This is a genomic window from Bacillus gobiensis, from assembly GCF_001278705.1.
In the GTDB taxonomy this organism is placed as follows: Bacteria; Bacillota; Bacilli; order Bacillales; family Bacillaceae; genus Bacillus; species Bacillus gobiensis.
In genome coordinates this window covers 1,289,931-1,311,864 of the sequence record NZ_CP012600.1, presented here as the reverse complement: position 1 = coordinate 1,311,864, position 21,934 = coordinate 1,289,931, and the positions used below count along the sequence as shown (strand labels likewise).

23 protein-coding genes and 2 pseudogenes are annotated in these 21,934 nt (G+C 38.8%); 16 read left to right on the top strand and 9 right to left on the bottom strand.

The genetic code is table 11. The annotated features are described in order from the left end of the window. Positions 1-14 precede the first annotated feature (14 nt). The gene (locus tag AM592_RS06335; protein WP_053603005.1) at positions 15-860 is read left to right on the top strand and encodes a LysR family transcriptional regulator; all 846 of its coding nucleotides are present in this window, start codon (positions 15-17) and stop codon (positions 858-860) included. Positions 861-987: 127 nt separating this feature from the next. Further along, positions 988-1,149, top strand: coding sequence for a hypothetical protein (locus tag AM592_RS24330; protein WP_192841139.1), 162 nt, complete (start codon positions 988-990; stop codon positions 1,147-1,149). Positions 1,150-1,230: 81 nt separating this feature from the next. Here the strand turns inward: AM592_RS24330 and AM592_RS06330 are convergent, their stop codons facing one another. After that, complete coding sequence (locus AM592_RS06330) at positions 1,231-2,160, bottom strand: LysR family transcriptional regulator (RefSeq protein WP_053603004.1); 930 nt, start codon at positions 2,158-2,160, stop codon at positions 1,231-1,233. Between the two features lie 149 nt (positions 2,161-2,309). On the opposite strand from AM592_RS06330, the gene AM592_RS06325 reads away from it, so the two are divergent. From AM592_RS06325 to AM592_RS06310, 4 genes are all read left to right on the top strand, one after another. Next, complete coding sequence (locus AM592_RS06325) at positions 2,310-2,801, top strand: DinB family protein (protein WP_053603003.1); 492 nt, start codon at positions 2,310-2,312, stop codon at positions 2,799-2,801. 136 nt (positions 2,802-2,937) lie between these two features. Next, the gene (locus tag AM592_RS06320; RefSeq protein ID WP_225970380.1) at positions 2,938-3,369 is read left to right on the top strand and encodes a pyridoxine 5'-phosphate oxidase C-terminal domain-containing protein; all 432 of its coding nucleotides are present in this window, start codon (positions 2,938-2,940) and stop codon (positions 3,367-3,369) included. A 170-nt stretch (positions 3,370-3,539) separates the two neighbouring features. Beyond that, positions 3,540-5,024, top strand: coding sequence for a D-alanyl-D-alanine carboxypeptidase/D-alanyl-D-alanine endopeptidase (dacB, locus tag AM592_RS06315; protein WP_053603001.1), 1,485 nt, complete (start codon positions 3,540-3,542; stop codon positions 5,022-5,024). Positions 5,025-5,396: 372 nt separating this feature from the next. Next, positions 5,397-5,912: a DinB family protein gene (locus tag AM592_RS06310; protein ID WP_053603000.1), complete on the top strand. Its 516-nt coding sequence runs from the start codon at positions 5,397-5,399 to the stop codon at positions 5,910-5,912. Positions 5,913-6,265: 353 nt separating this feature from the next. Here AM592_RS06310 and AM592_RS06305 read toward each other — a convergent pair whose 3' ends face one another. Next, positions 6,266-7,207, bottom strand: coding sequence for an SDR family oxidoreductase (locus tag AM592_RS06305; protein WP_053602999.1), 942 nt, complete (start codon positions 7,205-7,207; stop codon positions 6,266-6,268). A gap of 144 nt (positions 7,208-7,351) precedes the next feature. Here AM592_RS06305 and AM592_RS24325 point away from each other — a divergent pair, with 144 nt between their 5' ends. Then, positions 7,352-7,525 (top strand): hypothetical protein, encoded by a 174-nt coding sequence (locus AM592_RS24325; RefSeq protein ID WP_192841138.1) that lies wholly within the window; start codon positions 7,352-7,354, stop codon positions 7,523-7,525. Positions 7,526-7,702: 177 nt separating this feature from the next. Here AM592_RS24325 and AM592_RS06300 read toward each other — a convergent pair whose 3' ends face one another. Then, positions 7,703-7,933, bottom strand: a complete 231-nt coding sequence (locus tag AM592_RS06300) for a hypothetical protein (protein ID WP_225970335.1) — start codon at positions 7,931-7,933, stop codon at positions 7,703-7,705. A 168-nt stretch (positions 7,934-8,101) separates the two neighbouring features. Between AM592_RS06300 and AM592_RS06295 the strand changes: the two genes are divergently transcribed. Beyond that, the gene (locus tag AM592_RS06295) at positions 8,102-8,836 is read left to right on the top strand and encodes a YwaF family protein (RefSeq protein ID WP_053602997.1); all 735 of its coding nucleotides are present in this window, start codon (positions 8,102-8,104) and stop codon (positions 8,834-8,836) included. 49 nt (positions 8,837-8,885) lie between these two features. Here the strand turns inward: AM592_RS06295 and AM592_RS06290 are convergent. After that, a pseudogene (locus AM592_RS06290) lies at positions 8,886-9,799 on the bottom strand (SDR family oxidoreductase). Between the two features lie 249 nt (positions 9,800-10,048). Between AM592_RS06290 and AM592_RS06285 the strand changes: the two are divergent. After that, a complete protein-coding gene (locus AM592_RS06285) occupies positions 10,049-10,555 on the top strand; it encodes a GNAT family N-acetyltransferase (protein ID WP_053602996.1) in 507 nt (168 codons plus the stop codon). Positions 10,556-10,679: 124 nt separating this feature from the next. After that, positions 10,680-11,330: a helix-turn-helix transcriptional regulator gene (locus AM592_RS06280; protein WP_053602995.1), complete on the top strand. Its 651-nt coding sequence runs from the start codon at positions 10,680-10,682 to the stop codon at positions 11,328-11,330. Between the two features lie 131 nt (positions 11,331-11,461). Here the strand turns inward: AM592_RS06280 and AM592_RS25110 are convergent, their stop codons facing one another. Next, positions 11,462-11,614: a glycine betaine ABC transporter substrate-binding protein gene (locus AM592_RS25110; protein ID WP_280881403.1), complete on the bottom strand. Its 153-nt coding sequence runs from the start codon at positions 11,612-11,614 to the stop codon at positions 11,462-11,464. A 478-nt stretch (positions 11,615-12,092) separates the two neighbouring features. On the opposite strand from AM592_RS25110, the gene AM592_RS06275 reads away from it, so the two are divergent. After that, the gene (locus AM592_RS06275) at positions 12,093-12,626 is read left to right on the top strand and encodes a hypothetical protein (RefSeq protein WP_053602994.1); all 534 of its coding nucleotides are present in this window, start codon (positions 12,093-12,095) and stop codon (positions 12,624-12,626) included. Between the two features lie 58 nt (positions 12,627-12,684). Here the strand turns inward: AM592_RS06275 and AM592_RS23160 are convergent. After that, positions 12,685-12,792: pseudogene (locus AM592_RS23160) on the bottom strand (hypothetical protein); the annotation flags it as partial. Positions 12,793-13,186: 394 nt separating this feature from the next. Between AM592_RS23160 and AM592_RS06270 the strand changes: the two are divergent. The 3 genes from AM592_RS06270 (at position 13,187) to AM592_RS06260 (ending at position 16,449) form a co-directional block, all read left to right on the top strand. After that, positions 13,187-14,824, top strand: coding sequence for an FAD-dependent oxidoreductase (locus AM592_RS06270; protein ID WP_053602993.1), 1,638 nt, complete (start codon positions 13,187-13,189; stop codon positions 14,822-14,824). A 5-nt stretch (positions 14,825-14,829) separates the two neighbouring features. Further along, positions 14,830-15,153 (top strand): 4Fe-4S binding protein, encoded by a 324-nt coding sequence (locus tag AM592_RS06265; RefSeq protein WP_053602992.1) that lies wholly within the window; start codon positions 14,830-14,832, stop codon positions 15,151-15,153. Between the two features lie 405 nt (positions 15,154-15,558). Beyond that, positions 15,559-16,449, top strand: a complete 891-nt coding sequence (locus tag AM592_RS06260) for a sulfite exporter TauE/SafE family protein (RefSeq protein WP_053602991.1) — start codon at positions 15,559-15,561, stop codon at positions 16,447-16,449. A gap of 737 nt (positions 16,450-17,186) precedes the next feature. On the opposite strand, the gene AM592_RS24085 is transcribed toward AM592_RS06260, so the two are convergent. Continuing rightward, entirely contained in the window at positions 17,187-17,330 is a 144-nt protein-coding gene (locus AM592_RS24085; RefSeq protein WP_158320292.1) for a DUF3951 domain-containing protein, read from the bottom strand. A 144-nt stretch (positions 17,331-17,474) separates the two neighbouring features. Between AM592_RS24085 and AM592_RS06255 the strand changes: the two genes are divergently transcribed. Then, a complete protein-coding gene (locus AM592_RS06255) occupies positions 17,475-18,344 on the top strand; it encodes a fructosamine kinase family protein (protein WP_053602990.1) in 870 nt (289 codons plus the stop codon). A gap of 331 nt (positions 18,345-18,675) precedes the next feature. On the opposite strand, the gene AM592_RS06250 is transcribed toward AM592_RS06255, so the two are convergent. After that, complete coding sequence (locus AM592_RS06250; RefSeq protein WP_225970334.1) at positions 18,676-19,809, bottom strand: CAP domain-containing protein; 1,134 nt, start codon at positions 19,807-19,809, stop codon at positions 18,676-18,678. Between the two features lie 354 nt (positions 19,810-20,163). Here AM592_RS06250 and AM592_RS06245 point away from each other — a divergent pair, with 354 nt between their 5' ends. After that, positions 20,164-20,574, top strand: a complete 411-nt coding sequence (locus AM592_RS06245) for a VOC family protein (RefSeq protein ID WP_053602989.1) — start codon at positions 20,164-20,166, stop codon at positions 20,572-20,574. A 78-nt stretch (positions 20,575-20,652) separates the two neighbouring features. Here the strand turns inward: AM592_RS06245 and AM592_RS06240 are convergent, their stop codons facing one another. After that, positions 20,653-21,843, bottom strand: a complete 1,191-nt coding sequence (locus tag AM592_RS06240) for a DHH family phosphoesterase (protein WP_053602988.1) — start codon at positions 21,841-21,843, stop codon at positions 20,653-20,655. Positions 21,844-21,934 lie beyond the last annotated feature (91 nt).

The following is a 21,934-nucleotide window of genomic DNA, read 5'->3' as shown; positions in this document are numbered from 1 at the left end:
TAGGAGGGGACAGGATGGACATCAAGGATCTTATCGTTTTTCTTGAAGTAGCAGAAGAAGGGAATTTATCACGAGCCGCCAGAAAGTTAAACTACGTGCAGTCAAATGTGACGATGAAAATCAAGCAGCTGGAAGAGGAATTAGGGACGCCGCTGTTTTATCGCAATGGAAAAGGTGTTGATGTAAATACAAATGGAGAAATCCTTTTACCATATGCAAAACAAATCCTTCAATTAGTGAACGAAGCTGTTCGGTCAGTTCAAAGCAATGCAGAACGACCGATGGGAACGATGAAAATCGGTTCAACGGAATCAACAGCTGCCGTTCGTCTCCCAACGATCCTCGCTCAATATTGCTTTGCATATCCTGAGGTAGAGGTCATTTTAGAAACGCATACGACAGATGAATTGATTCGTCTTGTTGTCGAACGTAAGCTAGAAGGCGCATTTGTTGCAGGTGAGGCTCACCACCCGGACATTAACTCTTTCTTATTCCACGAGGAAGAGCTTACGCTTATTAGTAAAGATCCGCTCACCTCCATCCATGAAGTAAACGGCAAGAACTTATTAGTTTTCAGCCACGGCTGCAGCTATCGAAAACGATTGGAAGCGTGGCTGCAAGAAGAAAAGGTTGTTCCGAACCGAATATTGGAATTCGGTACGATAGAAGCAATAATCGGCTGTGTTAAAGCAGGGATCGGGACAGCGGTCATGATGAAAGAAATTATTAAAGAAAACTCATCTTTAGCTTTTACGCCGCTTCCGGAAACCTATTCCAACATACCGACCAACTTTATTACGAGAAAAGATGTCTTATTGTCTGCAGCTTTGCGCAAGTTTCTAGAATTCGTGAAAAAGTGAGAAAATCGTTTAAAGGAGGAGTTAGCGTGGAAAATAGTGTATTTCAAGCAAATAACGCTAAAATTCGAATGACTTCAATCCGAAAAAGAAACAATAGAAATGAAAAAACGTCAAAGGAGGTTATACTATGGAAAAAAACAATCATGATTTAGATCAAAATAAGAAAAGAGCAGTAAATGAGGAAGAATACGAAATCAGCTCGACCGGATATGGATTAGAATCTGTTTCAAACGATTCAGATGAGGATCCAAAAACAGAAAACAAAAATTCTACCTGCGGCGGATTATGATGAAAATGAGCTTGTTTTGAAAAACGTTTGATCAAGACAAGCTCAATGAATATTCCTTCATTCAAATTGGAGAGATACGAATTATTCCGGCAGGAGCTCTTCAAAAAGGGGAGTTGTGCTTTCTAATTGACCCAGCTCAGTAATAACTAACGAAATAAAGTTTGCCGCTGGTGAAAAAGGTTCATCATTTTTTCTAATGCATAATTTTATCGGGTGCTTAATGTAAAGATCTTTGACAAAAACTCTCCCAAGTTTCCCATCAAGCTGTTCATTTTTTACGGCAAGTGCAGGCACGAGCGCAGCTCCGTAACCTACTTTAACTGCTTCGATCGACTCGATCATGCCTTCAATTTGGATGAAGGAGCTCGGTTCGTTAATCTTCGCAGACTCGCACAATGCAACAAGTTTTCTTCGTGTATAGCTTCCTTCTTCCCGGAGAACAAACGGTTCTTTCATAAGCTCCTCAAGCGAAACTTCTTTCCCGGCTAATCGGTGACTTCCTGGAACGATAAAAATAAGCTCATCTTCTAACAGAGTGTAAGTGTCAACTCCTTCTTCCTCTCGTTCTCCACAAACGATTGCAACATGTGCTGAATAGTCCAACAAGCGTTGAAATGCTGAACTTGAGTTTGACTTAAATAGCTTAACATCCACTAAAGGATAGCTTTCCTTATATTTAATAATCCAATGCGGCAATACGGTATTCGCTGGCAGGCTGGTCGTACAAATGTTCAAGCTTCCTTGCATTCCTGTCTTTAGATCATTCATCTTTTTTTCTATTTCACCTTCAAGTGCAAACAGCCGATTGGAATGAATGGCTAATTCTTGACCAGCCTCTGTTAATTGGATGGACCTTCCTTTCGATTGAATTAACCTCATTCCGAGCTCTTTTTCTAAATTACGAATCTGTGCTGTCACTGCAGGCTGGCTGATTAACAGGTTTTCAGCTGAACGAGTGACACTTCCGGATTTGGCAACCTCGGTAAAGATACGTAAAGCATGCAGGTTCATTGCCACTTCTCCAATCCATAAATATTTTTGATGATTATTGAAAATATATATATTAGTTTTATTAGAACCTATTCTTTATCATAATAAAAGAAGCAAGCAACCGTAAAGATCAGTGAAAGAAAAAATTTTAGGGAAGAAGGGATTAGGTGATGTTTGAAGAGGTTGTAATAGAAAATATAAAGGGAAGATTTATAGATATCAAAAATCGAATGACAGAGGCTATCAAACAGCTAAACGACGAAGACCTTAATTGGAGACCCACAAGTGGAAGCAATAGTATCACTAACCTGGTTGTACATATATCAGGCAATATTCATCAAAGAGTTGAGGCTGGTATTGAAGGAAAAAAAGACATTCGGGATAGAGAATCAGAATTCAGTGAAAAAATAACACACACAAAAAAAGAACTGCTTCAAATCATCGAGCAATCGTTTTCTACAATCATCCGGGTTATAACTTCCCTATCACAGGATGGATTTTTAAAAATACAAACTATCCGCAATAACGAGGTAACCAATTTAGACGTCATTATGAAATGTGCGTCCCACTTTTCCGAGCATCTGGGCCAAATATTATATATCGCAAAAATACGCAAAGAAGATGCTTATGTTTCAACATCGATTCCAAGAAAACAATGCTAATCGATCGAATCAGCAAATGATATTAAGAAACTTAAAATCCTTAACAGGTCCATTTCCTGATTTTAATACAGAAAATCTTCCAGAAAACCCTACAGATTTATTTTTGCAATGGTTAAATACGGCAATTGATTAACACATTAAGGAACCTCATGCGATGACATTATCTACAGTTGACGAAGATGGTATACCTGATGCACGAATATTGATCGTTAAAAAAATTACCGACAATCATTGGTACTTTGCAACCTCAGCCGAAAGTAAAAAAGGAATGCAGCTAAAAAAAGCAATCTCTTTGGATTTTTTAGAACGATCTGATGATGCAAGAGCAGTTGCAATACTAGCAAAACAAAGCAAAGTATTGCCTCAACTTAAGGAAGTAGAACTTGCATTAGAAAAAGCAAAGGAACAAATACAACTGCAGCCAGAACTCATTTCTCCGGATTGGAGACTGTACGCTGTCCTGGCAAACGAAGTTGAATTCTGGCAAGCTGATCCTAAACGTAAACATACTAGAGTTAAATACTATTGTAAAAGAAACCAATGGGAACATTGTTTATTATGGCCTTGATATTGAGCATCCTGAGATAAAACAAAGAATAAGAAATCATGCAGGAAAAACTAAATAATATGTCCTAGAGCACAAAAACGGTTCTTTTTCCTCATCTGAAAAATAAAGGAAGATCGCCTATAAAAGAAGAAGAGAGATAAAGATACTTTTGTGAGAGGTGACAAAATTCGATGAAAAAACAGATGAAAATGAGTCTTAGCCTAGTGGTGCTTTTTATGGTAGTCGGAGCTCTTCTTATCCATGTCATTCATTCCCCGTCAGCAGCAAGTTTAAATAGGGAAGCATTAACTGATGAACTGAATCAGCTTTTGGCGAATAATCCCAACCTGAAAGGAGCAATCGCTGGAGTAAGTATTCGATCAGCTTCGACAGGGGAACTGATTTATGATCATACTGGAAATACCCGCCTCAAGCCTGCATCTAACTTGAAGCTATTAACTACATCAGCTGCTCTTTCGACATTAGGGGAAGATTATTCATTCACCACAGAAGTTTTACGAAATGGCTCAATCAAAGGGAAAAACCTTTTTGGAGATCTTTACATCAAAGGAAAAGGGGACCCTACACTTTTGAAATCTGATTTTGACAAAATGGCTGAAGACGTCCAAAAAGCCGGAATAAAAACGATCCAAGGGGACGTTATTGGAGATGATACATGGTACGACGATGTGAGGTATTCATCTGATTTGTCCTGGAGTGATGAATCCAAATATTACGCAGCACCAGTTTCTGCGCTAACAGCTTCTCCAAACGAGGACTTTGATGCAGGAACAGTGATTGTTGATGTGAATCCTGGTAAGAATGGCCAGAAAGCTGAGGTAACCGTGTCGCCAAAAACCGATTATGTAAACATCGTGAATCATGCAAAAACGGTACCAGCTGGCGGAGAAAAAGACATAACGATTGAGCGGGAACACGGCGAAAATACAATCACAATTGAAGGTACTATTCCTGAAAATGCAAGCAGGACAAGGGAATGGGTCGCTGTGTGGGAGCCAACAGGTTATGCATTGGACTTATTTAAACAGTCGCTTAACGAGCATGGGATCAAAATAAAAGGCAAATTAAAAGAGGGGAAAGCACCTGATCAAGCATCGATCCTATCAACAGATCATTCGATGCCGTTATCCGATCTTCTCGTTCCATTTATGAAGCTTAGCAACAACGGACATGCTGAAACACTTGTAAAAGAAATGGGGAAAGTCGCAAAAGGTGAGGGAAGCTGGGATAAAGGACTCGAGGTTATGAAAACTGAGCTGCCTAAATTCGGCGTTGATCCAGAAGCCATCGTTCTAAGAGACGGATCGGGCATTTCTCATGTGAACTTGATTTCAGCCAATCAAGTCTCCAGCTTATTATTTTCAGTTCAAAGGGAAGAGTGGTATCAAGCCTATCTCAATTCATTGCCTGTAGCCGGTGAGAGTGACCGCTTGGTAGGGGGAACGCTTAGCGGCCGCATGAAAAACCCGCCAACGAAAGGGAATGTTAAAGCGAAAACCGGCTCGATTTCATCGGTAAGCTCATTATCTGGATATGTTGAAACGAAAAGCGGGGAACCTCTTATTTTTTCGATCATCTTAAATAACATGACGGATGACTCGAATGGAGAAGATGTAGAAGACGAAATAGCTACAATACTTGCGAATCAGCAGTAAAAGATTTATAAACATTTTAAAAATGAAGCACGATAAGCTATAAATGCAGCCTTTATTGATTTTGTAGTCATCTGCTTAATTAATGAAAGTAAGTTGGTTTCACGCTTAAGCACAAAAACCCCCGAGATTCGGCCTTATTGCTGATATCGGGGGTTTTTCATAGCTTAAACCAAGAGAAATTCTTGAGACAAAAATAGCCGGTTTTCATCATCTTAAGGATGAACCGGTTATTCTAATTCAGGAGTACAAACAAAATATGTGTAACTGTCACAATTTCTGGATCTGGCTTAGCTTGTAATTCCTTGAAAAAGAACATAAGTTCGCTTACAATTGAGTAGAAGTTGTATCGAAATAATAAGGGAGGAATATGAAATGGCGCACCTTTCAGTACAGTTGTATGAATATAATGTATGGGCAAATAATCAAATTTTTAATCGGCTAAAAGAGCTTCCACAGGATGTTTATCGTCAAGAGGTTCAAAGTGTCTTTTCCTCATTATCTAATGTATTGACCCATGTTTATCTTTCTGATCTTGGATGGATCGAAGTTTTTTCTGGTGAAAGTATGAACCATGCGTTGGAGTTAGCTGAACAACGAAAAGAACAAACAGAAGCAAAAGAAATAGGGGAAATGGAAGTCATGTTTTCTGAGTTAGCCGACCGATACAAATCTTTCCTTAACCAAACAAAAAATATAAATAAGCCTCTTGTAATTGAACACCCGTCTGGAGACTTAATGAAAACAAGCGTGTCCGATCTAGTGCCTCATGTTGTAAATCATGGTACATACCATCGTGGTAATATTACAGCTATGTTGCGACAAATGGGTTATACTTCAGTAGCGACAGATTATGGTCTTTATTTATATTTAAAAACAAAGGGAATGTAACTTACAGATTCGGTAAATAAATTTTCCACAAAAAAATGACAGTCCCAATGTATTATTACACTCCGCATCCTAAACACCGAAGCTGGTAATTCTTCGTGTAAGAAAAACCAGCTTTATTCGTCCACGAAATCTCTTACATGTATTTCAATTTGGTTTGATTACCTGCATGATTAACCTTCAAGTTTCGAATCTGTAACTTTGGAGGTTTTCAGAAGACCCCAATATAACAATTATGAAAGCATACAAATAATTTAGCCGCAATTCACCGGAAAAATCCAAAGCGATTGCTGCATAATGAAATATATCTTTTTATACATAATTAATTATACATTATATAACTAATTATATTTTCATTAAGATGATGTGGATTGCCCGCCGTCTACGTGAAGCGTTTGTCCGGTAACAAAGCGTGAATCGTCAGAAGCAAGATAGACATAGGTTGGAGCTAGTTCAAAAGGCTGTGCTGCCCGTTGCATCGGATTGACTGTGCCAAATATGGCGACTCGGTCTTGCGAAAAGCTTGATGGAATAAGCGGGGTCCACGTTGCACCAGGGGCTACTGCGTTTACACGTATTCCCTTGTTGATCACATTGTTCGCCAATGCACGAGTAAAACCGATGTTCGCTCCTTTTGTCGCCGTGTAATCGATCAAGTTTTTCTCACCTATATAAGTTACAACAGAGGAAGTATTGATTATCGAGCTTCCTGGCTTCAAATGAGGGAGAGCCGCTCTAGTGGTATAAAAATGAGAGTATATATTGACCTTAAAGGTGTCATCGAATTGTTCGTCAGTGATATCAAGCAAGCTTGATTGCTGCAGCTGGATTCCTACGTGGTTACAGAGAATATCGAGCTTTCCAAACGTCTGGATAGTCTGCTCAACAATATTGATACACTGCTGCTTTTCACGTAAGTCACCCGGCAGCAGAAGACAGCGCTGTCCTAGCTGTTCAATTCTTGCTTTTGTTCTGTTCGCATCATTATGTTCATCTAAGTAAGAAATGGAAACGTCTGCACCTTCTTTTGCAAAAGCAATGGCTACTGCAGCACCAATTCCGCTGTCTCCGCCCGTGATGAGGGCGAACTTACCTTTTAATTTTCCGCTTCCTTTATCATTCGGGTTTTCAACGATTGGCCGAGGCACCATCAATTCTTCAAGACCAGGCTGCCTAAGCTGACGCTGCTCTGGCACATTAATTGGTATGTCCTCAAAACGTGTAATTTTTCCGTAATTCGGGTACAACGGATACTCTTGATTTGCAGGCTGTTGATATTGCTGATCATCTTTTTTCATTGGAGACCTCCCCATACCAATAATCCATTTACAATATGTCATCTTGGGCATATTAGTGCCTATACACTTTAATGAAAGCTGTACAAACTCACTTTCGGAATGATTTGAATAGGGTGTGAAAAAAGAAGAGGGGAGAGGACCAATATGCAATTACTGAAATACAGTCCTGAAGTGAAGCTGTTATTACTACGTTATTCTGAGGAAAAAGAAGAACTATTATATAATTCAAATCCTTTTGCCTGGCCAATGCCTAAAGTAGGTCCAAGGCCGCCTTATTACGTGAATCCTCGTTACGTAAAGAATTATCCAATCATCTAAAAAAGTGAGGGGCATTGCTCCCTCACTTGCGTTTTTCTACATATGTGAAAAGATCTTTTTAGAAACTCGAACCGCTCGGATTTCGATACGTCCATCGTAACATCCTGATTCCCTAACACATTAAGAACAATCATCTTAATGATCGTGGCGGGGGATTTGAAAGTCGCACGATATATTTTATTGCAGCTGAGTGTTCGAAGTTAGCTGCTGTTGATTGTTTTGTTGTTGCATCTGTTGCGATTGTTGACCTTGTTGTCCTTGACCTGCCATACCCGCAACAAGCGGCACAAATTGCTGCACGGTTTGTCCCATTCCTTGGCCTCTTGTCATGCTATAGAAAGCAGCTGTACCGATACCGGCTGATGCAAGTAAAGGTAGCCATATTTGTCCTTTTTGCAAGTTTCTCACCACCTCAATTTATAATGTTTGTAAGCCACTAGCGTATCATGCTAGTGAATCGTTTCCATAAGGCAGTTGTAGAATCAGGCAATATAATTAAAAAATATGACTAATACCGAATAGATCGTTGGTTGTTTGAGGCAAAATAAGTGTACAATGCGAGCCCGAGGTGCCAAAATGCATAAATTTTTTCAAAAAGACTTTCCAAACGATCCTATTCATCTTTTTTCAGCCGAACATCTTTGCACATTATTGATCATTGTGTTACTCGCTGTTTGTCTGTTCATTTTTCGCAGATTTCTTGCAGTCAACAGACGGATCCGCATATTTTGTTATTCGCTTGCTGCACTTTTGATCATTTCAGATATTAGTTACCATGTTTGGGCGATTTTTTATGATGTTTGGTCACTCCGCGAATCTTTGCCTCTTGAACTTAGCGATCTTGCAGTACTCCTAACCATTGTGATGTTGCTTTCTAGAAGCGTCAGTCTGTTTCAATTTTTATATTTTGCTGGAATAGGAAGTTCGATTCAAGCCATGCTGACGCCTGACTTGGGTATCTATTCCTTTCCGCATTTTCGTTTCTTTGAATTTTACGTCTCCCATGGCGGAGTTTTTCTCGCCTGTCTTTTTATGGTTGCAGTTGAAAAATACAGGCCGACGTTTTTCTCTCTATGGATGACATTAATTATCGTAAACGTGTACGGTGCTTGCGTATTTTTTATCAATCGAATACTGAATTCAAATTATTTGTACATAATGAAAAAACCAGAAAGTGCATCGATATTGGACTTTCTCGGGCCGTGGCCATGGTACCTCTTATCCGTTGAAGGAGTAATGATTATTAGCTTTTTACTGCTTTACAGCCCATTTTGGTTTCGTGAAAAAATAAGGAGAGAGGGGAGAAAATGAAATATTTCAGTGGGGATCTTGAGATCGGCCCCACTGATCGATGAAGTTATTAATTAGCTTCCAAGGAGTTGATTTGTTCGTCACTAACTTCCCAAAGCCGCCTCGCCATTTTCATGTCTTGGGCAGACGCCGCAGGGATATTCACTTCCTTGTCAACGTAATAGAGCCCGTTATGTTCGGTGATATCATCAGAATCAGCCAGCCAAATGAGCGTTTCTGCACCTTTCTCCGGAGTTCGCGAGAAGGGTTTCATTGCCGCCATCGTCAAGCGAGCAAGTTTCCCGTTGTTTTGATTAAAGTTCGTAGACACCAGCCCCGGATCGAAGCAGTAGGCGGTGCGCCGGTTCCTTCCAGCTGTCTGGCCAACTCGGCGGTAAATAATATGTTAGCAAGCTTCGTCTGTGCATAGCGTAATGTGGGACCGCCTGTAAGCCTTTTTGAAAGACTATATATACGTTCTCCGCTCAGATCGTTGAAATCAATACCTCTCTTGGCCATTTTATGTCCATGGGATGCGGTTGTAATCACTCGGGAAGGCGCGCTTTCTTTCAGCCGTTCGAGGAGAAGAGTAGTGAGAAGAAACGGTGCCAGATGGTTAACTGCCCAAGTCATTTCAAAGCCGTCTTCTGTCACCTGCCGGGTATCGAACAAGGCTCCGGCGTTGTTGATCAAAACGTCGACTCTGGGACACCTGTCTAAAATGTCAGAAGCAACCATTCGAACGGAACGCAGGGAAGCCATGTCTGCCAGGAACACGTCTACTGTAGCACTTCCTCCGGTTAATTCCTTTATTTTCATTGCCGTCTCATTTGCCTTATCCCGGCTGCATGCGACGATACCAAGCCTTGCACCACGTACCGCGAGTGCTTTTGCAGCAGCCAATCCAATTCCACTCGTAGCACCGGTGATCACCACATATTTATCACGTAAAGTCCACTTCGAATTTTTATTTATTATTTCCATTTCTGACAACCTCTCATCAATATTTATGAATGAACAGTTCATTCATTTTAGATCATGCATGAATCCTCCTGGACTGTCAATAGTGAAATACATACATTAAAAGCTTAAAACTTTTATCGATTTTGCTTTATACTTTATTATATGTATGAAAAGATTGAAAGAATAACAGGACAAGGCGCATTGAACCTTGAATCTATAAAGTGAGGGATAGGCGTAAATATAATAGTTTTTATGCTTAGGAGGAAAGAAATGAGTAAAATCATTATGAGTACTGATCGGTTAACCTTGAGACAAATGAGAAAAGACGACATCAATCATCTGCTTGAAATTTTTTCAGATCCCGTCGCGATGAAATACTATCCATCAACCAAGGATGAGTCTGCTGCGAATGAGTGGATCGATTGGACATTAAGTAATTATGAAAAATTCGGTCTCGGCCTTTGGATTGTCGAAGCAAAAGAGACAGGTGAATTTCTCGGACAGTGCGGAATTGTTCCTCAAGACATCGAAGGAACGATAGAAATGGAAATCGGCTATTTATTTGTTAGGAGCAAATGGGGGAATGGATATGCAACTGAAGCTGCTTTAGCATGTAAGAACTATGGGTTTAACCAATTGGAGCTCCCAAAGCTGATTTCACTCCCAGATATCAACAATAAACCTTCTATTAAAGTAGCAGAACGAATTGGTATGATCCTAGACAAAAAAATATATAAGTGGGAGAAAGATGTCTATGTTTATTCTGTGAAAAGATAATTTCATATAATTATTTATATAACACAGCTCACCCTATAAACTTTTCTGAGTAATAAATCATAAATTATTATAATTCATTGAATATTCATATAATATTCTATAACATAATACTTGAGGTGGTCATATGACAATAAATGCTCGAGATGAATTGATGAAATATATCCCCATAGCCGATGCGATCGCACAAACCTTTGGTAAAAACTGCGAAGTGGTTCTTTATGATCTTACCACTTCACAGTCTTCTGTTATTTACACGACAAATAACCATGTCACCGGAATCGAAAATGGACACCCCTTCAATCACCTTTTAACTCAAGTGCTATTATCCAAAAATCTGCAAAATGATGTAGCGGCAAATTATCAAATCGCGAGTAACGGAAAAGAAAACGTAAAATCAACATCTGTTCTTCTTCGTAATACAGGAGGAGACGCAATTGGCTGTCTCACAATCAATTACGACACTGAGCCACTTTTTCAAATCCAACAATTTTTATCAGATATTGTAGTAAAAGAAAATCCGCTCGATTTAAAAAAAGAAACAGAGTATAACAATGTACAAGAAATTGCAAAAACCCTTATTCAGCAAATTATTGGCGAATCTGATGTTGAGAAAATGGACAGGCGCAAAAAACTCGAGATTGTAGCGTCTATGGAAGAAAAAGGAGTGTTTTTAATCAGGGGAGCTCTGGAAACTGTGGCTGATGCCCTTCAAGTGTCAAAAGTAACGATCTACAGCTACCTTGATGAAATACGTGATCGAGCAGAAGGGAACTAACCCCATTTCATATTTTGCTCTCCTAAGGTGTAGGGGCGTAATTCATTTCTCTATTTGATCGTCTGTAATCTTTCCAGCCAGTTTGTTCAAAATTCCTTTTAACTCTGGATATTTTTCTAAGATTGTTTTTCTTAACAAAGGAGCTCCTTGGTATTAATGAAATAGATGCTTATATGCTCTAATACAGTAAGGTTATATTTTTTTAACGGATTATCTGTTGAATAAGCATCAACTAAATCAATATCCCCTGACTCTAGAGCAGTATATCTTAATTCCGCCTGCATCGTATTTACTTGAGAAAAAAGGAGTAGGATTTCAGTTAAAGAACTCGAATTGACATTGGTGACATGTCTTTTAGAGTAACCCCAAATATAACATGCAATGATAACTATCACTTAGTAATACTAACAAGTGAGGATATAGAGTAATAAAAAAATTAAAAGGGTTTTTTGCAAGGAAGTTTGATGAGAAGATTGAAAAAAATAGTTATTAAACACTTTACTGAAATTGTGAAAGACTAGACCTTTCATTAAAAGAGGTCTATAGATTGGGAATTTTTTCTTATGCTTAATTATACCGAAATATATTTCACCACATATCATTCGACCCTCTTCTTAAGCACCCACATCCATATTATGTTAAAAGTCGGTTCGAATCTATGCATATGAATGATAAGGAGTTTGACTCTTTGCTAGATCGATTTTCCAGGATAACATTAATTTGTATTAGCTTTAAAAATTTCCGAACTAGGAGGACGAAAAAATGAAAATCGGACGTACATTGCTTGGATCAACTTTAGCTTTAGCTTTAACAGTTCCTTTTGCAGCAAGTGCTTCTGCGGCTAGTGAGCCAGAAAGCAGTACAGTACCTCAAGTTTCACCTTCTACTAGTAAATTAAATAGTGAGGCGGCTCCATCCAGTTCTAATTTTAAAGCAGCAGGTGTTGAAGGAAGTTTAAATGTAGACGTGGATGTTTTAGGAATAGCTGACCGCATTAATGAAGCTGTTAAATCCGAGCAAAATCGTCCTGGCTGGGTTAAAAATGTGATGGAAACCACCTTTTATGCTTCAGGTCAGAAGTACAACGTAATGGTGTTTAATTTAAATCAAGAATATGATTACCAATTTAATGATGTGCAATTTTATGGATCAGCTGTTTATGACGGCATTACTTACGGAATCTGGGTATTCAAGGATGGCTCCTTTGACAATAAAGGAGACGGCGGCTGGATTAATTGGACATTTAGAGGATGGTTTGACCGCACTGATAACCATGTAGACTTCCACACGCCTTAATTAAAAGAATAGCTTGCGGAGAGCAGACGTTCCCGCAAGCTTTCTTATTGTTTTAGTTTTAACTTTTATGTCCACCAGTTAAACCTGATCTTATTAATGCAGTTCCTCCAGGTGTATATGACACTGCTCTCAATATCGCTTTTGATCCATATTTAAGGAAATCACCTTCCATGAAAAATCAAAGTTTTAAATTCCAACTTGACAGATCAGAAATACAGGGATAATATAATGACAAGATATACTTGAGTTAAAATAAATGAATTAATTGAAAATGATTACAACATATTCTTTCCTCTTAGAAAGTGCATCTAGAACTGCAAAGTCCATTGATTCTCTTAATTTGGTTAGTATCTAAATTATTTAAGATGGTTCTTTATTCATCACCTTTCACAATTGACAAATCATACAACTTCACTAGGAAAATCGTTTCCGAATAAAAATAAATATTGAATTTCTTCAGGAACCTAAATAACAGGTCGACTGGATAACCAGAGACTCTTATCTTACGTTAATTCGTTAGATAAGAGTCTTTTTAATTTCTCCAAAAAGGAGTGTATTTCTTGCTTAACAATAAGGACTTTACAGAGCGGTTAGTAAATCAACACTATGACTTATTTTTAAAAGCAGACGTTTTAATTATAGGTGGGGGGCCAGCTGGCGCATGGGCAGCTTTGACAGCAAGGGAAAAAGGAGCATCTGTTGTTTTAGTTGACAAGGGATATTGCGGTTCAAGCGGGGCTGCTGCTCCTTCTGGAAATGGGGTCTGGTATATCCCACCTGATAAAGAGAAGAGGCAAGAAGCCATGAGAAGCAGGGAATCTTTAGGGGGCTTTTTATCAGAGCGGCGATGGATGAAGCGAGTTTTAGATAAAACATATGAAAACATGCACAAGTTAGAAAAGTGGGGTTACCCTTTTCCTGTAGATGAAACAGGCCAGACTCATAGAAAAAGCTTGCAGGGTCCTGAATATCTGCGTCTCCTCAGAAGAAAATTAATGAAAGCAAAAGTTACGATCCTGGATCACAGTCCCGCGTTAGAGCTGCTTTATGATAACCATGGGGTTGCCGGAGCAGCTGGCGTAAATAGGCAAAGTCAGGAAGTTTGGGCGGTTCAGGCAAGTTCAATCGTGATTGCCTCAGGAGGATGCGCGTTTCTTAGTAAAGCATTAGGATGCAATGTTTTAACCGGCGATGGGTATTTGTTCGCCTCTGAAGCTGGTGCTGATCTATCCGGGATGGAGTTTTCAAATGCATATGCAATAGCTCCTAAGTTTTCATCTGTTACAAAAACAGCTTACTATGAGTGGGCTAGCTTTACATATGAGAATGGGAAAATTATTGAAGGAGCCGGTTCAAGGAAAGGAAGATCCGTTATTGCGAAAAAGTTGAGAGAAGGGCAAAAGGTCTTTGCTCAATTGGATAAAGCAAAGCATGATCACCATTTGCAAAGGTATATGCGCCTTGCTCAGCCAAATTTTTTCGTTCAGTTTGACCGGATGAATATTAATCCATATACTGATCGTTTTGAAATCACCTTACGCCTTGAAGGAACAGTAAGAGGGACAGGAGGTATTCGTATAAAAGATGAAAGCTGTTCAACTTCCATTCCTGGCTTGTTCGCTGCCGGTGATGCAGCAACGAGAGAATTAATTTGCGGAGGATTTACAGGCGGTGGGAGCTATAACGCAGCCTGGGCTATATCTTCAGGCAGCTGGTCCGGTCAATCAGCAGCAGTTTACGCACAAAAACTCAATGCGAAGAATCACACTCGAGAGCTATTGAGGAAGGAAGTCTTGGGATTAAACAATAACCAAAGCAACGGGGAATCCCTGAAAGCTAATGAGCTTACTAATCTTGTAAGAGCCGAGGTAACGCCCTATGAAATTAATTTATTTAGAACTAAGAAAAATCTGGAACCTTCCCTGAATCGGTTAAATCTGTTATGGAACGAGGCAAGAAGCCATTTGCGAGAGTCTGATCAGGACATCATACGAGTTAGAGAATCTGCAGCAATGCTGGCAACATCCCGTTTTATGTATACAAGTGCTATTGCTAGAACCGAAACAAGGGGTATGCATAAACGGCTTGATTTCCCAGACAAAGATCCTAACCAGCAGTATAGGTTATTAAGCGGAGGGTTAGATCAAATCTGGGTGAAAAAAGATGCAACATCACTGCAGGTTGCAAGTGGGGAGTGAAGGAAATGATTGAGGTTCTGCTCGAAGATCGATGCATTGAATGTAATCTCTGCGTAAAAGTATGTCCAACGAATGTATTTGATAAAAGACAAGAAGAATCACCTGTGATTTCCCGTAAGGATGATTGCCAAACCTGCTATATGTGTGAGCTATATTGTCCTGTAAGCGCACTTTATGTGGCCCCAAACGCTGAAGAAACTACTGATCTCCCACAAGAAAAACTGATCAATTCCGGTAAAGTCGGAAGTTATCGCAATGAAATTGGATGGGGAAAAGGGAAGCAATCAACAGCAAAAAAAGATTTATATTATAAATTCTACCTAAAATAAAGCCAAGGAACGAACTGTGAAAAAGAAACTATAGTACCTGACTATCCTTGCCAGCTAAATGAAAAAACTAAATTTATCACATGCACAACCGGTACCTCAATTTACTTTACATGAAGGAGTTGTAAACCTGCCGAATCAATTGGAACGGCTAGGTCATTCTTTGAACAATTGGTGCGAGCTATCAAATTAATACCATGCTCGTAAAATATTTATTTACTTACAGAAGCACTCGGGAATTTGAGTGCTTTTTTTGTATTATTTGCTTGCTAAGCTGCGAAAGTATTATTTTTACGATAAAACTTAGTTGACATATCGGATTTATTAACTTAAAATCAAAGAAATAAAAATAACAGTGGAAAAACATTGGGCATAATATGTTTTAGAAAATAGTTTGGGAGGTTCATTGTGAAGAAGTTATTGATTTTTGCAATCGTGGGTTTTTTTGCACAAATTATTGATGGGTCACTGGGAATGGCGTTTGGTGCCACATCCTCTTCGTTACTGCTCGTGTTTGGAGTAGCACCAGCCGTTGTATCAGCGTCGATCCACATCTCTGAGATTGCCACTACCGCTTCTTCCGGCATATCACATTGGCGGTTTGGAAATGTAGATAAACAGCTGCTCTGGAGGTTAATTATTCCTGGATCGATCAGTGCATTTCTTGGTGCAGCTTTTTTAAGCAATTTAAATGGGGAAGTTCTTAAGCCGTTTATTTCATTGTTTTTATTCTTGATGGGAATTTACATTATCATTCGTTTTATGTTTAAGTTTTATCCAAGTGAAGACTATTCAACACGAAAGCTAAAGAACATTTTTCTCATTCCTCTTGGCGCATTGGCAGGATTTTTTGATGCTGTAGGTGGTGGGGGATGGGGACCGATTAACACTCCGATTTTGTTATCTAAAAAAGGGTTTGTTCCACGTAAAGTAATCGGAACCGTTTCAGCGAGTGAATTTGCCGTTACGTTATCCGCATCACTCGGATTCTTGTTGTTCCTCGGGTGGGAGCAGATCAACTGGCTGTGGGTGGCTGGATTTGCCCTCGGCGGAGTGGTCGCGGCGCCATTTGCAGCTTGGCTTGTGAAAGTGATTCCAACCTATTTGTTAGGAGTATTAGTGGGAGGGTTAATTGTATTTACGAACGCCCAAACATTAATCGGTTTAATAGTGGAAGACGATGTGATTAAATACATCATCAATGGTTCTTTGATATTGGTATGGATTGCTTTGTTTGTTTATGCTGTATTTAGTAAGAATGAAAAAAAAATAGAAATATTACAAAATACTAATTTGTGATAATTAATCTTTTTCGATGAGCCTATGCTCATCTTTTTTTATTTTACTAGCATTTTTTTACATATGAAGTTTTAATTGTGCTAAAATTCAGATAACATGTTTCTATAATTTTATAACCCATACTGCTTCTCTTTTTCCTATCCTTATCTATTTTCGCTTATATAGTGCACTTTTAAATTCTTTTCACATTCAATCATGAAAGATCCTGTCTATTTTAAGAAAATTATACACTTCCTATTTATGATAAGTTCTGCCATCTTCCTATTGCTGATTCCGATCGTAGCGTACATGCTGTATCAGTACTACCCGAAAGGTAAAAGAGAGATTCCTTATCAAGCAAATATCCATTCGCAGGGATAGGTTTATATGTTACTTAGGCATGGATAAAAGCTTGCAGTTAGCGGGTACCCGAAATAGAATTATCCTACAATGTAAACAACGGATATCAATAGGGATTCTCGTAGTCCACACTTAAATAAGGAAATTTTCAGACCGGATACACATAGCAAATAGTTGCGAAAGAAGTCAGAATATAAAATTATAGAAGAGACAGGCGATAAAAAGGGAGAAGAAGAATGGCCAAGTTCACTTTCGAAAGTAACGCTAAAATAAATGGCGGCAAAAAACTTGGAATTTGTAGATCGTAGAAATCTCATAATCAAATCGTTGACATTTGAGGCATATGCACAAACTTGAACAAAAATGGGGGAGGTTAATCATCTTCTTATAAGCTGTAATCAATCTCTTTTCCTTCCTGCGTCAATATCATCTATCGGCGTATAAGAATTGTTCGGCATTTTTCCTTTTTTGATCATTCGAAATATCGGAAAACTAATTGCAAATACAAAGATCGCACCAACTAAAATTTGCAAAACCATCATGCATTCCACCTTTCTAATTCATGATTTAACTATAGCAGAGTTTAACAATAAAGGAAAAGATTTAGTTATGTGAAAAAATTGACGTTTATATTGAAATTTCGACGGTTATTTCTCACAATGATTTAAAAAGGAGATGATACACCAATGACTACTACCAAATCAATTAGCAGGATTATAGAGAAAATCGATCCAGAGCTTTTGATTAATAGAATTTCTCCTCAACACGGGGGCGATATTAATGATGCCTTCTTCGTGGAAACAAATAAAGAGCCCTTATTCATTAAAACAAATAGCGGCGTTCCGAAAGATTTTTTTGAAAAAGAAGCCATGGGGCTGGAAGAATTAAGATCTAGCGGGGCAGTTAACGTTCCAAATGTGCTTCTATATAATCAAGAAACAGAGAACGAGCAATATCTTGTTCTGTCATACGTTTCGGGTAATAAAGAACCTGCAACTGAAGCAAAACTCGGTCAGCAGCTTGCCAGAATGCATCAAGTTACAAAATCATTTTATGGCTTGCCCTACAGTAATTACCTTGGTACTTTTCAACAAGAAAGTGGTGAATATGAGAAGTGGGTCGATTTTTACCGTGAGAAACGGTTACTCCCGCAAATCGAAATAGCTGTAAAAAAAGGATACTTAAAGGCTGCACAAAAAGAACGTCATCTTCAACTACTAACAAGGCTTGAAGAGTGGATTCCTGCTGATCCTGGAGCTTCTGTCCTCCATGGTGACCTATGGGGCGGAAATTGGATAGCAGGGAATAAGGGAGAGCCTTATTTAATTGATCCGGCCGTGATATATGGCGATCGCGAAATGGACCTAGCGATGACAGCCTTGTTTGGGGGATTTGGCAGCTCCTTTTATAAAGCGTATGAAGCGGAGTCAAATTCCAAACTTAATCAAGAGATTTGGCCATTATACCAGCTTTTATATTTATATATGCATTTAAATTCTTTCGGAGTGAGTTACCTCGGAGCCACTGAACGAATTGTTCAACGATTTTTGGGATAAGAGGACCAGCTTATAGAATCCGATCCTACCAAGCCAGACTCTTTTCTGAGGTTCCAATTAAATAAGCTTTATCTAGAGAGGAGGAAATCAAAATAACACAAAGAAAAGTGACCTTCTGACCGAGTTAGCGAAGCCGGCCAGAAAGTCACTTGAAGGGGCTGGATATTTAAGACTTGAGCAGTTCACAAAGCTCAGCGAAAACGAGGTCTTGCAGCTTCATGGCAGGGTCCAATAGCGATGGACCAACTTCGTCACGCGCTAACCACAAAGTGCCTATCGTTCCTTACGGCTCATGAAGCAATTGTCTTTCATATTTTATGTCATCTATCATTTATAGAGACGGAGAATCACTATAGAAATTTTCCGTATAATAAGGCTGTGATTCGTTATTAAACGCCACACCGACACCTAAAAATTCATAATTTTCCCGGAGGATGTTTTTTCTGTGCCCTAAAGAATTCATCAGTCCTTCGTGGGCAAAAATGCTGCTGAACTGCCCGTATGCCAGATTTTCACCAGCCGTAACATAGCGAATATTATCTTCCTTCATCCGATCGAAAGGAGATTGGCCTTGTAAATTTGTATGATCGAAGTATTGATTTTCCGCCATGTCCAAGCTGTGATCCCGAGCGGTTTCCCTCACAAGATCATCCCATTTTAAAATAGGCAGGTCGTGATTCACTCTTGAAGCATTTGTTAAATCAAACAGCTGATATTCAAAGCCTTCTTTTAGTTGTTGGCTTGATTCAGTATAAAGTTCATTTTTATTTTGTTCCAAATCTTGATCGATGATCTGAACCGCAGTAACCGTATTGTTTTCATGCTTATCATAAAAGATTGTGGCATAGCTGTGATCAAGCTTGAAAACCTCATACTCTCCATTTTGATCTATTTTATAGTTAAACAAACCTTTCCTCATGATCGATTCAGGATTACCGAGCTTCTCCTGAACCGATTGCTTCGAACTCCCTAGTTTAATTCCCGTTGAAGAGGCTATCAAATCTTGATTTGAATAAAGGCCGCGAACATTATTTTTCTCATCATAAGCAACCATGATAAAATTTTGGTAGTTTTCATGATAGGCTGCCCAGCTGACTCCATATTCATTTTCAGTAGTCCGTTTCGGTTTGCCAATTTTCTTTTCTACCTCAGCTTTTGATTCGCCTAATTCAACATTATGAATCGAAAACATTTGATCTTTAGGTGCTGTTAATTTTGGCGGATCAACTTTCGAATCGTTTGATTCTGAAGGTTCATTATTAAGCTGCGTAAATATAGAATTTAATTGCTGATTTAAAGTATCAATCGCATAATTGATCTCTGGATTTTCTTTTACAGAATCGACAGTAGAACTGATGGAATCCCTTAAAGACGAAGGAACGAATTGTTGAACTGGCTCTTCCCATAACGGCTTTGAAATATAGCCGATAAACACAACCATTAATAATATAATAAACCGCTTCACAACTTCACTCTCCAATTCCAAGACTCTGCATCAGCCTTTTGATATCCCTTCTAATATTATAGTCCTACTTATTATTTCTGAAAAGTATTTAGTATTGAGAAAAATATCGTGCTTCAAAAGAAACATTTTTATTGCGAACCGAACGTATATTCGCTTATAATAAATTTACTAACAAGATGAAATCAGTTCTAAATGAAAAGGGGAAAGTGACTGATTTTTAATGGGGAGTTAGTCAATATTCTTTCTAGTTCAGATGGGACAATTATCCTCTTAGATGCTATTCTAAAGACAGGCATAATGGTCATTTTCGTTTCCTTGCTCATCATGTACACTAATTTTTAAGGAGTGTTCAAAATGAAGCAGCAAGCCACGCCATATTTATTGTTTAATGGAAATGCCAGAGAAGCTTTGGAGTATTATAAGGAGATTTTTGAAGGAGAAATTATTGAGCTTCAAACGTATGGTGAAGCGGATTATCCTACTCCTCCAGAAGCTGATGAAAAGATTATTCATGCTCAATTTAAAAAAGGCAATTTATTTCTTATGGCTTCTGATTCGTTTCCAGGCAGCGAGGTTGAGTTCGGAAGTAACATTTCATTGGCGCTTGAAATTGAAAGCGAAGAGGAAATTCAAAATTTGTACGATCGATTCACTGAGCGCGGTACTGCGTTAATGGAATTGCAGGATACTTTTTGGGGAGCGAAATATGGAAAGGTAAAGGATCCTTACGGAGTTATTTGGGACCTCAATTTTACAAAAGCTTAAGGATTAATACATACGCTATTCTTTCTTCAGTATGACATAAAAGAATAGCGTTTTTTATATTCACTCCAGACAAATCGTTCAGCCTTTTCCTTTAGTTTTACGAACAACGTCCATCAAATAGCTGACAAATATATCATCTTTTACAAGCCATGCTTCAAAATTTCTTTTTAAGGAGCTTTCTGCTGCTTCAAATGTTTCGAAGATTTCTTCCATCTTCACTTCATTATGTTCAATCGCCCATTCGTTTTCATTTACGGGATAGAGGAGAAAGGTTTCTTCCATTCGATTTTCATATAAAGATCCAAAAGAAGATTTTTTGAGATTGTGTTTATTTCTTTTCGCATCTTCCCGCAAGGGCTCAAGATGAAATGTTTCAATCACGTATTGTTGGTAAGCTTCATCTGTTAAAAGGGATCCCGAAGCTTTTGCGTGTCCGCCCCCTCCGAACTGGCCAGCTACCTGAGATACGTCGACATGATCATGAATGGTTCTGAAACTCATACGTTTCCCGCCGATATTGATAATCGCAATATAATCCAGATGCGGGTAGTCTTTCCCCAATTCATTTCCAAGTTCTGAGGTGTTTGATTCTGCATAGACGACACCGGCAAAGTATTCTCCTAATGGTGTCTGAACCAATTCCCGTCTTTTCCTGCGGATATATCGTTCAATTTTGTTTTCTTCCATATCAAGGATTCTTTCTTCAAACTCGTCAAAGAAAAAATGATCGTTTGTTGCTAAACGACTGACCATCATCTCTTCGAATTCATCAATGGAAACTAAAAAGAAGAGAGAATTTAGCCTCAAGGCTTCCTGATTGTCGTTTTTTTCCCACTCCCAGGTGTCATATTGCCGGACAAGCTCGACAAATTCACTTACAGCATTTGAAGGCTCTAAATATTCATGCTTGATGAGATACTCGTAGAATAGTGAAGTCGCGGAATTAAGGCGTCCGGATTCATCTTCAACCGAGACATATCCCCATTCATGCTCATTAAAATGGAGGGCAGTTTGGTGATGGTCGATCAACTGGACTTTCCCGCCTTTTTGATAAAATCGATCAAGTTGGCGTTCATTTTCTTGATTAACAGATAGATCGGTAATCAGCAAAAACGTGTTTTTTTCCCCGGCTTCAAGAAACCTTTCAACTTCATGATTGAGCCCGGAAATGGAATTGTAGCGCACTTTGACCTTTTTGCCGAAAGCAAGCTTTGCTAAAATTCCGCATCCCACCCCGTCCAAATCAGTATGAGATAACAGTCTGTACATATTTTTCACCTCTTAAGTAGTATGGTTCAAAAACGGGTGAAATATTGCCTTCGAATTTCGAAAAATTCACTAGACATGTACTCGCATTAGA

Coding starts and splice junctions, on each gene's coding strand:
- AM592_RS06335 (WP_053603005.1), top strand. CDS start 15: ATGGACATCAAGGATCTTATCGTTTTTCTTGAAGTAGCAGAAGAAGGG.
- AM592_RS24330 (WP_192841139.1), top strand. CDS start 988: ATGGAAAAAAACAATCATGATTTAGATCAAAATAAGAAAAGAGCAGTA.
- AM592_RS06330 (WP_053603004.1), bottom strand. CDS start 2,160: ATGAACCTGCATGCTTTACGTATCTTTACCGAGGTTGCCAAATCCGGA.
- AM592_RS06325 (WP_053603003.1), top strand. CDS start 2,310: ATGTTTGAAGAGGTTGTAATAGAAAATATAAAGGGAAGATTTATAGAT.
- dacB (WP_053603001.1), top strand. CDS start 3,540: ATGAAAAAACAGATGAAAATGAGTCTTAGCCTAGTGGTGCTTTTTATG.
- AM592_RS06310 (WP_053603000.1), top strand. CDS start 5,397: ATGGCGCACCTTTCAGTACAGTTGTATGAATATAATGTATGGGCAAAT.
- AM592_RS06305 (WP_053602999.1), bottom strand. CDS start 7,207: ATGAAAAAAGATGATCAGCAATATCAACAGCCTGCAAATCAAGAGTAT.
- AM592_RS24325 (WP_192841138.1), top strand. CDS start 7,352: ATGCAATTACTGAAATACAGTCCTGAAGTGAAGCTGTTATTACTACGT.
- AM592_RS06295 (WP_053602997.1), top strand. CDS start 8,102: ATGCATAAATTTTTTCAAAAAGACTTTCCAAACGATCCTATTCATCTT.
- AM592_RS06285 (WP_053602996.1), top strand. CDS start 10,049: ATGAGTAAAATCATTATGAGTACTGATCGGTTAACCTTGAGACAAATG.
- AM592_RS06280 (WP_053602995.1), top strand. CDS start 10,680: ATGACAATAAATGCTCGAGATGAATTGATGAAATATATCCCCATAGCC.
- AM592_RS25110 (WP_280881403.1), bottom strand. CDS start 11,614: ATGCAGGCGGAATTAAGATATACTGCTCTAGAGTCAGGGGATATTGAT.
- AM592_RS06275 (WP_053602994.1), top strand. CDS start 12,093: ATGAAAATCGGACGTACATTGCTTGGATCAACTTTAGCTTTAGCTTTA.
- AM592_RS06265 (WP_053602992.1), top strand. CDS start 14,830: ATGATTGAGGTTCTGCTCGAAGATCGATGCATTGAATGTAATCTCTGC.
- AM592_RS24085 (WP_158320292.1), bottom strand. CDS start 17,330: ATGATGGTTTTGCAAATTTTAGTTGGTGCGATCTTTGTATTTGCAATT.
- AM592_RS06255 (WP_053602990.1), top strand. CDS start 17,475: ATGACTACTACCAAATCAATTAGCAGGATTATAGAGAAAATCGATCCA.
- AM592_RS06245 (WP_053602989.1), top strand. CDS start 20,164: ATGAAGCAGCAAGCCACGCCATATTTATTGTTTAATGGAAATGCCAGA.
- AM592_RS06240 (WP_053602988.1), bottom strand. CDS start 21,843: ATGTACAGACTGTTATCTCATACTGATTTGGACGGGGTGGGATGCGGA.